The sequence below is a fragment of the Myxococcus llanfairpwllgwyngyllgogerychwyrndrobwllllantysiliogogogochensis genome, assembly GCF_006636215.1.
GTDB lineage: Bacteria > Myxococcota > Myxococcia > Myxococcales > Myxococcaceae > Myxococcus > Myxococcus llanfairpwllgwyngyllgogerychwyrndrobwllllantysiliogogogochensis.
Map to the genome: position 1 here is coordinate 1 of NZ_VIFM01000349.1, position 10,416 is coordinate 10,416.

A 10,416-nucleotide genomic window follows, 5' to 3' on the forward strand; every position below is an offset into this window, starting at 1 on the left:
GGCTCGCGCAGGAAGATGAACCATCCCAACGGCAACGCCGCGAGGATCAGCGCGAGGCCGACGAAGAAAGGCGTCTGGCGCCGGGAGGGGCGGGGCTCGGCCATGGCGTCTCTCTAGCTATCACAGCCGGAGTGGGATGCTCAGGCCCTCGGCAGCTCGACGGTGAAGCAGGCCCCCTGCCCTACTTCCGAGCGGACGGAGAGCGTTCCACCTGACTCCGTCACGACGCGCCAGGCCACGCTCAAGCCCAACCCCACGTTGGACCACACGTCCTTGGTGGTGAAGAACGGCTCGAAGATGCGAGGACGGATGTCGGGGGAGATGCCCTTGCCGGTGTCCTCCACCTCCAGGAACGTCCGGCCGTCGCGCTGGCCCGTGCGCAGGGTGAGCCGCCGCGTGGGGGACTTCAGCATCGCCGTGCGCGCGTTGGACAGGAGCGCGAGGATGACCTGGGACAGGTGCCCGGGGTCGGCGCGAACACGGCTCAGACCCGGTGACAACTGGGTGGCAAGTGTTACGCCGTCACTGAGAATCTGATGTTCGGTGAGGCTGAGGGCATCGCGCACCACGGCGTTGAGGTCCACCGGGCGCAGGTCGGCGCGCTCGCGCTGCTGGGAGAAGCGCAGGAGGTTCTGGGTGATTTCCTTGCAGCGCTTGGCGCTGTGCTCGATTTTGCGCAGCGTCTCCAAATCGGGGTCCGAGGTGCCTCGGTCCAGCATGAGCAACTGCACGTTGCCGAGGATGCCGGCCAGCGGGTTGTTGATTTCGTGCGCCACGCCCGCGCCGAGCTGTCCCACCGCCGCCAGCTTCTGGGCCTCGAGCAGTTGGGCCTGCGCGCCTCGCAAATCGTGGGTGGCCTCGTCCACGCGCATGCGCAATTCGTCATTCCAGCGCAGCATCCTGGCGCGGGCCGACTCCAGCTCCTCGCCCATGCGGTTGAAGGTGTTCGCCAGTTCGCTCAGCTCGTCCTGGCCTTCCACCTTGACGCGCCGGCTCAGCTCGCCGCGCCCGTAGGCCTCCGCGCCCTGGACCACCTCCTCCAGCCTGCGGTTGAGCCGCCGCGTGAAGAGCGCGCCCAGCCCCAGGAGCACGAAGAACGCCCCGCCGATGGAGGCCAGCACCGTGCGCCGCATGGCGTGCACTGGAGCCAGGGCCGTGGCCTCGTCCACCTCCACCACCACATCGAAGCGCAGGCCGCGGGACACCCTCGCCACGCTCACGCGCCGGGGCGGCCCCTCCACGCGGAAGCTGCGCACCAGGTCCGGCTCCGGGGCCGTCTGCGTCAACAGATGCGCGGCCAGCTCCGGGGCCAGCGTGCTCATGCGTCGCGCGGGCTCGGAGCTCGCGAGGATTCGCCGGTCCTCGTCCACCAGGTCCACGCGCCCGAGGGCGCCCTCGGGACGGCGGAGCAGCGCGGCCTCCAGCGGCTCGAAGACCACCTCCGCCAGCGCGAAGGGGGCATCCTCGCCATCAGCCAGCTTCACCGCCACGGCCACCGCCGCGTGCCCGCTCTCCGCGTGGACATAGGCGCCGCCGAGCGCGGCCTGTCCCTTGCCGCCCCCGCGGAGCTGCTGCACGGGCACGGACTGGACCATCCGCGTCAGCCCCTCTGCCTGGAAGCCGGGGTGCCCCTCCACGCCCTGGGTCCGGAACACGGGCGCGCCCAGCGGGCGGCCGTGGGCGTCGAGCTTCAACACCGCGCTCACCGCCGGGGACTGGCCGTAGAGCAGGCGCAGCCCTCCCACCGTCTCCGCCTCCGTGGCGGACTGCCAGTCGATGAGCTCGGCGGAGCGCGCCAGCGCGTCCACCACCTCCATCAACGTGGCGCCCACGGCCTCGGCCGCGGCGGAAGCCCGCGTGCGTTGCTCCGCGTCGATGCGAGCAGCGAGCTCCGCCTCGGCGCGTGAGAGCAACAGGAAGCCGACCGCGGCGAGCGGCAGCACCGTTGCCGCGAGCATGAACAGGACCAGCTGCTGGTAGAGCCTCACCCGGCGACGGAGCGTACCACCTGCTCGCGGTCACTGCGCAGATAGACGGAGCCCAGGATGGCCTTGGCGCGCTTCTTCATGTCCGCCGCGCGCCGGGCAAGCTCCGCGTGGTCCTGGGTGCCGTCCGTCATCACCGCGACGATGGACACGCTCATGATGGGGAAGCGCCGGCGCTCTCCGAAGCGGTCTTCCGCCTCGATGTGGCCCCGCTCGCGGTCCTGCCGGTCGTAGTAGAGCGGGATGATGCGGTCGAAAGTTTCGATTGCCGTCTGACAGACGCGGTCGACCGACTCCGGCGCGGCGATGAAGACGAAGTCGTCCCCGGCCACGTGTCCCAGGAAGTCTCCGGGCAGTCCTTCCTGCGCGAAGATTTCGCGCATCAGGTCGCCCGTCTGGCGCACGACGCCATCGGCCTTCGCGAAGCCGTAGTAGTCGTTGTAGGCCTTGAGGTTGTCCAGGTCCAGGTAGCAGAACGCGAACGGCCGCCGAGCCACGAGCCGCCGCTGCACCTCGCGTTCGATGGCGGTGGAGCCCGGAAGCTGCGTCGTCGGAGAGGCCGACAGCTCCTGCTCCTTGCGGCGCAGCACGCTCTCCACCCGGGCGCCCAGCTCCAGCGCGTCGAACGGCTTGGTGAGGTAGTCGTCACCGCCCAGCTTGAGGGCGCGCACCTTCGAGGACGTCTCCGCGCGAGCGGAGATGAAGATGACGGAGATGTGGCCACTGGCGCGCTCGGCCTTGATCTCCTCCAGGAAGAGGAAGCCGTCGCCGTCCGGCAGCGTCACGTCCAGCAGGATGACGTCCGGCCGGCGCTCGCGCAGGGAGCGGCGCCCCTCTTCCAGCGAGCCCGCCACCACCACGTCGAAGCCGATGTTCTCCAGCACCTCGCGGCAGATGGTGGCGATCTTCACGTCGTCGTCCACCACCAGCACGCGTCCGTGGGCCGTGCCCGCGCGGCCACGCACCAGCGAGTCCACCGTGGCCAGCAGCTTGTCCGGCATCAGCGGGCGCACCAGGAAGGCATCGGCTCCGGCGCGGAAGGCGCGCTGGCGCTCGTCGAAGGCGGACGAGAGGAGCAGCGGCGCGCGCCGCGTCTCGGGGTCATGCCGGAGGATCTCCGCCAGCCGCAGCCCGTCCACGTCAGGAAGCCGCACGGACACCAGCACCATGTCCGGGTGGTGGAGCCGAGCGCTCGCCAGGCCCTCTTCCGCGTTGAACGCCAGCCGCACGTCGTAGCCGCGCGCGGACATCAGCGCCTTGGCGATGTAGCCGACCTCCGGCTCGCCCTCGATGACCAGCACGCGGCCCCGGCTCTCGCGTCGTCGGGGGCCCGGTGCCTCGCCCGCGTCGTCGGACTGGCGCAGCTCCGGCGGCGGCTCGGTGGGCAGCACCGCCATGAAGCGCACGCCATCCGCGCACGGCTCGCACCAGATGCGGCCGCCGTGGGCCTCCACGATGTTGCGGCAGATGGCCAGGCCCAGGCCCGTGCCGCGCACGGTGCGGTTGGCCTTGGTGCGCGCCTGCTCGAAGCGGTCGAAGATGCGCTCCAGGCTGTCCTCGGCGATGGGGTCGCCGCTGTTCCAGCAGGAGAGCACCACGTAGCCGGGCAGGCTGGACGTGGCGTGCAGCTCCACGCGCACCTCGCCGCCCTCCGGCGTGAACTTCACCGCGTTGTTGAGCAGGTTGTTGAGGACCTGGTTGAGCCGGTTCGGGTCGGCGACGACGCGCAACGGATGGCGCGGCAGTCCCGGCGTCACCTGCACGCGCTTCTCGCCGAAGGCCGGGCCGTACTTCTCCACCACCCGCTGGACGAGCTCGTCCAGGTAGGCGACCTCGAAGTTCATCCGCAGCCGGCCCTTGGCGAACTTCGACAGGTCCAGCAGGTCGTCGACGATGGTGTTGAGCTTCTCGGTCGAGTCCCGCGCCAGCGACAGGTAGCGGCGCTGCCGCTCGTTGATGTCCCCGGCCATGAAGTTGAGCACCAGGTCCAGCGCGCCAGAGATGGACGTGAGCGGCGTGCGCAGCTCGTGGCTCACCATGGAGACGAACTCGTCCTTGCGCTCCTCCAACCTCTTCTGGTCGGTGATGTCGCGCAGCACCACGCACACGCCGCGCAGCGTGCCGCGCGCATCGCTCACCGGCGTGGTGGTGGTCTGCACGTGCCGGTCGAAGAGCTTCACCTCCTCGCGCAGCACCTGCGTGCCGCTGTACTCCCAGCCACGCACCAGGTGGAAGGGCTGGAAGCCCAGCCGCTCCTCCATCATCCGGCTGGTGTGCTCGGTCGGATCATCCCCCACGCGCAAGAGCCTGCGCGCCGCCGGGTTCATCACGACGATGTCGTTCTTCTCGTCGGTGAGCACCACGCCGTCGGCCATGGACTCCACCATCCGCTCCATGCGGTGGCGGGCCTCTTCCTCCGCCGAGCGCAGGGACTGGATGGCGTCCGCCGTCTGGTTGGCGAGCACGTCCAACAGCACGCCGTCGTCCTCGGTGAAGGCGTCCGCGCGCTGGCTGAACAGCGACAGCATGCCCACCGGACGCCCACCCGCGACCAGGTTCACCGTGAGCTGGCTGGGGTAGACAGCCGGCGCCGCCGCGTCCTGCGTCGTCGTCCCCGCCACGCGGGTGATGACCCGGTCCTCCGGCAACAGCAGGCCGCTGCTCTTGCGGTACGCGCCGAGCATCGACTCCTTCACGCCCAACAGCGCCTGCTCGCCCACGGTGCCATGGCAGCGCAGCCGCAGCGTCGCGCTGCGCGACTCGTCCGGGGCGATGAGCGCCGCGCCGCAGTCGTACGGCAGCACGCGCGCCACGGCGATGAGCACGCGGTCGATGATGTTGTCGTAGCTGGCCGGATCATTCGCGCTGGCCCGGCTCACCTCGTACAGCACGAACAGCGCTTCCACGCGCTGGTGGAGCTGGCGGATGAGCCGCTCCTTGTCCCGCCGCAGCTGCGTGTACTCCACCGCGTTCTTCACGGTGATGAGCAGGTCGTTCACGTCCCAGGGCTTGGTGATGTACCGGTACACCTGCCCCTTGTTGATGGCCGCGATGAGGTCGTCAGGGTCGGTGAAGCCCGTCAGCAGAAGCGTGGTGACGTCGAACCCCTCCGCGCGGGCTGTCGCGGCCAGCTCGATGCCCGTCATCTCCGGCATCCGTTGGTCCGTGACGAGCACGTCCACCGACTCGCGACGTAGGACTTCCAACGCGGCCTGACCGCTCAAGGCCGTGAGGACGCGATACCGGCGCTGGAACATCCGCGAAAGGATGTCCAGGACGTCGGCCTCATCGTCGACGAAGAGCAGCGTGTGGCGGAGCTCGGACAAAGCGGGCGGAATTGTACGTCGAGATCGTCGTCTGCCCTCAAGAACTGAGAATGCCGAAAAGTTCGACACGCACTGAGGGTGCGCCGTGGGACACTGAACGGATTGACTCTACACGTATGTTCAGGGAAAGTGGACACTGAAAGCCTGTTGCCTGGGGACCTGCCCCAAGGGAATCAGGCCGGCCGAGCGAGGGAGCGCATGGAAGAGCTGACGGACCGCCAGCGCGAGATTCTCAGCTTCATCGTGAAGGAGTCGGAGACTCGCGGATTCCCGCCCACCATCCGGGAGATTGGCGAGCACATGGATATCCGCTCCACCAACGGGGTGAATGACCACCTGAAGGCGTTGGAGCGAAAGGGCTACCTGAACCGGGGTGAGCAGCAGAGCCGCTCCCTGGTGCCCACCAAGCGAGCACGGTTGCTGCTGGGCCTGGGCGCCAAGCGCGACGCGGGCATGGTGGAGGTCCCCCTGCTGGGCAAGGTGGCGGCCGGCGCGCCCCTGCTCGCGCAGGAGCACATGGAGGACTCGGTCAAGATCGACAGCTTCCTCCTGGGCGGCGTGAATGGCCGGGAGGTCTTCGCCCTGCGGGTGAAGGGCCAGTCGATGATCGACGACGGCATCCACGACGGCGACTACCTCTTCGTGAAGAAGACGCCGGCGGCCAATCCGGGCGACATCGTCGTGGCGCTCATCGAGGACGAGGCCACGGTGAAGCGCTACTACCCGGAAGGCGAGCGCATCCGCTTCCAGCCGGCGAACGCCACCATGCAGCCCATCTACGTGAGCCGCACGGAGTTCCGCTCGACGATGATTCTGGGCCTGGTGGTGGGCGTCTACCGGAAGATGCAGGGCGGGCGCGCGTAGCGTCGTCGCGGGCCCTCCGCCCCTGGGCGCACGCTCAGGGGCACTTCTTCACGCGAGGGTCCGCGGCCAGCGCGCGGGCACACGCGGCCTTCTCCAGCACGACATCCTTCAGCTCCCGGGCGAGCCGCGCCGTGGAGAGCTGGAGGTCGGCGTCCTTCACCAGGTCGTGCTCCGCGCTGAGGCTCGCGAGGATGCGCAGCGCATCCGGCTTGCGCTCCATGGTGACGAGCAGGTCGGCCAGCTCCCGCAGCTCGCGCACGTCGTTGCCCTGCACGGACTCGAGCGCCGCGGCGAGTTCCTGCTCCGCGCCCTGCTTGCTCTTCATCGCGAGCTGGATTCGGGCCAGCGCCACGTGGACGATGGCGCGGTCCTTCACTCGCAGGGATTCCTTGTACGCATCGATGGCCTCCCCCGGCTTGTCGAGCTGCAGCTGGATGGTGCCCACCAGCTCCCACAGCGTGGGGTCCCTGGGGGACTTGCTGGCGGCCTCCTTGTAGGCGGCGGCGGCCTCGGGAAGCTTGCCCGCGCGCACCAGGGCGTCTCCCAGCGCGGTGAGCACCGCCGCCGTGCGGATGCCCTCGTTGGCGGCCTTCTGCACGAGCGCGAGCACCTCCTGCTGGCGGCCGACCTGGATGAGCACCTCGGTCGTGCGGAGGACGAGTTCGGACTTCACCGAGCCCGAGGCGGCGTTGGCGGCCAGGATGAAGTGGCGGATGGCCTCGTCCTGCTCGCCCTTCTTGAGGTGGATTTCTCCCAGCTGCTCCAGCGCGTTGAAGTCGTTGGGGTACAGCGCCACGGCCTTGCGCAGCGAGCTGAGGGCCTCATCGGGGCGGCCCAGCTGGGCCTGGACGAAGCCCAGGCGGCTCCAGTTGGTGGAGCGCTTGGGGTCCTGCTTGAGGGCGGCCTCGAACTCGGTGGCGGCCTCGGCGAGCTTGCCCATGGAGAGGAAGACCTCGCCGCGAGCCGCAGGCAGCCGGGGGTCGGTGGGCGCCAGCTTGCGCATCTCCTCGAAGGACGCGAGCGAGGCCTCGAAATGGCCCTGGAGATACTCGGCGGTGCCCTTGATGTAGAGGCCCTCCGCGTGGTCCTTGGGCGTCACCGTGGGACTGTCGTCACAGGCGGCGGTGGCGAGCAGGGCAATCAGGGACAGGGAACGCAAGCGCGAGAACATGAGGGGCTCCGAATCCTAGAAGTGGTACGCGATGCCCAGGTTGAGGTCCAGATTGAGGCCATCGCCGAGCTTGGACTCCGCGAGTCCGAGCACGGCCTGGGCCACATTCGTACCGGCCTCCAGTTGGACGCCGACGTGTCCGGCGATGAGGTACTCCAACCCGAGGAAGCCGACGACGGTGGGCAGCGGCCCGGTGGACTGGAAGATGCCGAAGTCGCCGAAGGACAGCTGCACGCCCAGGCCGAAACCCCAATAGGGGCGCAGTGACTTCTCCACGTTGTGATAGTGGCGCGCGCCGACGACGCTGGGCAGGACGTTGAGGCCACCCTCGGCGCCCGCTGTGTCGGAGCGCAGATAGGAGAAGCCCACCTGGACGAAGCCGAGCCACTCCGGGTGGAACCAGTAGCCCACCTCCAGGTCGGCGCCTGGATTGAAGTTGGCCAGCTTGTCGACGAAGTTGTTGTTGATGCGCAGGCCCAGCGAGAGGCCGCCGCCGCCGACCATGGGAGCCCCACCGATGAGCGGCCGCGCGCCCTGAGTCACCCCGGGAGCCACCAGCTCGGCGACCAGCGCGTCGGCGATGGCGTAGACGGTGGGGAACAGGGTGTCCGCCTCGGGCGACTCCGCGCGCGGCTTGGACAGGCTCTCCTCGCGCTCGGTGTCGAGGAGATTGGCGGAGAGCAGGTAGGAATCGCCAAAGCGGTCCACGCGGCCGATGACGACGAACCGGGCCCCAGTGAGCGTGGAGAGGTCCTTGAGGCAGGCGCCCCGTTCGCACGAGGTCTTGAGGTCCGCGAGCTGCCGGCGCTGGGCGTCATCGAGCGACGCTTCGACGTCACGCTGGGAGACGACCCACAGGCGCGGAGCTTCGGCCAGCCGCCCGGTGATGAGCGAGGTGACGCCCGTCGCGGAGTCCCGGGCGGAGGCGTTGGCCTCGAACGCGAGCACCGCGACGCGAAGGGGCGCCTCCTCCTTCGACGAAGGCGCCGTCGGCCCGGCGGCCGCGGCTTCGGAGTCAGGCCCGCTCGACGGGGAGAACACCTGGGCCCGTGCGGTCGGAGCGAGAAGGACGAGGAGGAGGGCGAGCTGTGCGAAGGGGTACGGCACGGCGCGGCACTCTACCCTTCCCTGGCCCGGTCCCAGAGGGGGCCTCGGGCCCTGGCGCCTGAATTCGCGGGGTGCGCCCTCCGAATCCGGGTCCACGGGCGAGGAAGGAGGCGAGCCCCCGCCCCGAGGCTCAGGTGGACGGCATCGGCCCCAGGTAGTCGAGCGGGTCCACCGGCTTTCCGTCCAACCGCAGCTCGAAGTGCAGGTGCGGGCCGGACGTCTTCCCGGACTCGCCCACGGTGGCGATGACCTGCTCCCGGCGCACCTTCTGCCCGGTGCGCACGCGCAGGTCGCGGTTGTGCGCGTAGAGGGTGATGAGCCGGTTGGCGTGCTCGACGATGACGATATTGCCGTAGCCACGCTGCTCGCCCGCGTAGAGCACCGTGCCTTCCTGCGCCGTCTTCACCGGTGTGCCCGCGGGCGCGGCCAGGTCGATGCCGTCATGGGGCTCGCGCCCCTTCTTCCCAAAGCGCCCATACAGGACGCCCCTCAGGGGCCAGTCAATCATCCCCTGGGTGGCCAGCCGGGGCCGCCCGGCGCCAGGACGCGACGCGGGCCGACGCGGTGGCTCCTCGCGACGCGCCACCACCTGCCGGGGCGCTGTACCGGTGGACGTCCGCACGGGCTCCGGGTCCGCTTCCGCGGCGAGCGTGTCCGACGACTCCACCGGCACGCTGCGCTCCACGCCCGGAATCGTCAGCTCCTGCCCCACCGCCAGCGCGCGAACGTCCTTGATGCCGTTGGCGGAGGACAGCTCGTCCACCGTGAGGCCGTAGGTCTTGGCGATGCGGTACATCGTCTCGCCCGGCGCGACGCGGTGCCGCACGGACACCAGCTCCGGCTCCGGGTGCGCGGCGCGCAAGGCGAACGGCAACGCCCCATTGCGCGGTGGTGGCGCGGGCTCCGAGGCAGTTGGAGCGGGCGCCCCACGCGTCTCACCGGACGGGGCTGGCGCGTCCGAGTCCACCAGCGTGAGCTCCGTCCCGGGAGAGGCGGCTCGGGGGCCCACACAACCCGCGACGAGCGCGGACACGAGGAGAACCAGGAGCGCCCTGCCCGCTCGGATGGGGGTGCCCGGCCTCAACGCTAGGCACCATCCGGCTCGTGTCGGACGAAGTCCGGGACGCTCCAGCCCCCCAGGTCCTCGAGCTGACCATGGTCCGTCAGGTCCAGGTGCAGCGGCGTCACCGACACCCGCTTGGACAGGTGCACGGCGTTGCAGTCACTGCCTGGAATGTCTTCGTGCTGATAGTCGCTGCCGCCAATCCAGTAGTACTTCCGGCCGCGAGGGTCTTCCTTCTCCACCACGCTGTAGCCATACGAGTGCCGGCCCAGGCGCGTGACGGTGTAGCCCTCCGGCTCCACGCCGCCGGGGATGTTCACGTTGAGCAGCATCCGCCTGGGCAGGGGTCGCGACAGCGCGGCCGTCACCAGCGAGCGGGCGAACCGCGCCGCGGGAGCGAAGTCGAACGAGCCTCGCGCCACGAGGCTGAAGGCGATGGCGGGAATCCCGAGCAGGGCCCCTTCCATCGCCGCCGCGACCGTCCCCGAGTAGGTGACGTCTTCGGCCAGATTCGAACCGTGGTTGATGCCGGACACCATGAGCGTGGGGCGATCATCCTTCAGGAGATGGACGATGGCCAGATAAGCGCAGTCGGTGGGTGTCCCATCGACGGCGAACCACCGCTCCCGGACCTCCTTGATGCGCAGGGGCCGGTGCAGGGAGATGGCGTGGGACGCGGCGCTCTGCTCGCGGTCCGGCGCCACCACCCAGACCTCTCCCAGGGGACTCACCGCCTCCACCAGTGCCTGAAGTCCTTCGGAGAAATAGCCGTCGTCGTTGGACACGAGGATGCGCGGTTTCCGCATAGCCGCGCGGTTGTAGAGGAGCCCCCGAGCATGGGCAAGCACGCTCACCGTCGCCGCTGTTACAGTGTCCACCCGCCGAATGCCGCCGCCGCCC

Annotated in this window: 7 protein-coding genes; 1 reads left to right on the forward strand and 6 read right to left on the reverse strand. The window is 69.6% G+C overall.

Features of this window, described 5'->3' with window-relative positions:
- Positions 1 to 140: 140 nt before the first annotated feature.
- Both FJV41_RS44715 and FJV41_RS44720 read right to left on the reverse strand, forming a co-directional pair.
- Positions 141 to 1,988, reverse strand: coding sequence for a sensor histidine kinase (locus tag FJV41_RS44715; RefSeq protein ID WP_141648754.1), 1,848 nt, complete (start codon positions 1,986 to 1,988; stop codon positions 141 to 143).
- Positions 1,985 to 5,311, reverse strand: coding sequence for a response regulator (locus FJV41_RS44720; RefSeq protein WP_141648755.1), 3,327 nt, complete (start codon positions 5,309 to 5,311; stop codon positions 1,985 to 1,987). The genes FJV41_RS44715 and FJV41_RS44720 overlap by 4 nt, the downstream gene beginning before the upstream one ends.
- Before the next feature lie 198 nt (positions 5,312 to 5,509).
- Between FJV41_RS44720 and lexA the strand changes: the two genes are divergently transcribed.
- Positions 5,510 to 6,175 (forward strand): transcriptional repressor LexA, encoded by a 666-nt coding sequence (lexA, locus tag FJV41_RS44725; protein WP_141648756.1) that lies wholly within the window; start codon positions 5,510 to 5,512, stop codon positions 6,173 to 6,175.
- 34 nt (positions 6,176 to 6,209) lie between these two features.
- Here lexA and FJV41_RS44730 read toward each other — a convergent pair whose 3' ends face one another.
- From FJV41_RS44730 to surE, 4 genes are all read right to left on the reverse strand, one after another.
- Positions 6,210 to 7,346 carry a tetratricopeptide repeat protein gene (locus FJV41_RS44730; protein ID WP_141648757.1) on the reverse strand — a complete coding sequence of 379 codons (1,137 nt, stop codon included), beginning with the start codon at positions 7,344 to 7,346 and terminating at the stop codon, positions 6,210 to 6,212.
- Positions 7,347 to 7,361: 15 nt separating this feature from the next.
- On the reverse strand, positions 7,362 to 8,453 hold the full coding sequence (locus FJV41_RS44735; protein ID WP_141648758.1) for a hypothetical protein: 1,092 nt from the start codon (positions 8,451 to 8,453) through the stop codon (positions 7,362 to 7,364).
- Positions 8,454 to 8,583: 130 nt separating this feature from the next.
- The gene (locus tag FJV41_RS44740; RefSeq protein ID WP_371746098.1) at positions 8,584 to 9,327 is read right to left on the reverse strand and encodes a peptidoglycan DD-metalloendopeptidase family protein; all 744 of its coding nucleotides are present in this window, start codon (positions 9,325 to 9,327) and stop codon (positions 8,584 to 8,586) included.
- 212 nt (positions 9,328 to 9,539) lie between these two features.
- Positions 9,540 to 10,322, reverse strand: a complete 783-nt coding sequence (surE, locus tag FJV41_RS44745; protein WP_141648760.1) for a 5'/3'-nucleotidase SurE — start codon at positions 10,320 to 10,322, stop codon at positions 9,540 to 9,542.
- Between the last annotated feature and the right edge of the window lie 94 nt (positions 10,323 to 10,416).

What these genes read in the sequence shown, in the direction of transcription:
- surE (WP_141648760.1), bottom strand. Translation starts at nt 10,322, where the DNA reads ATGCGGAAACCGCGCATCCTCGTGTCCAACGACGACGGCTATTTCTCC.
- lexA (WP_141648756.1), top strand. Translation starts at nt 5,510, where the DNA reads ATGGAAGAGCTGACGGACCGCCAGCGCGAGATTCTCAGCTTCATCGTG.
- FJV41_RS44730 (WP_141648757.1), bottom strand. Translation starts at nt 7,346, where the DNA reads ATGTTCTCGCGCTTGCGTTCCCTGTCCCTGATTGCCCTGCTCGCCACC.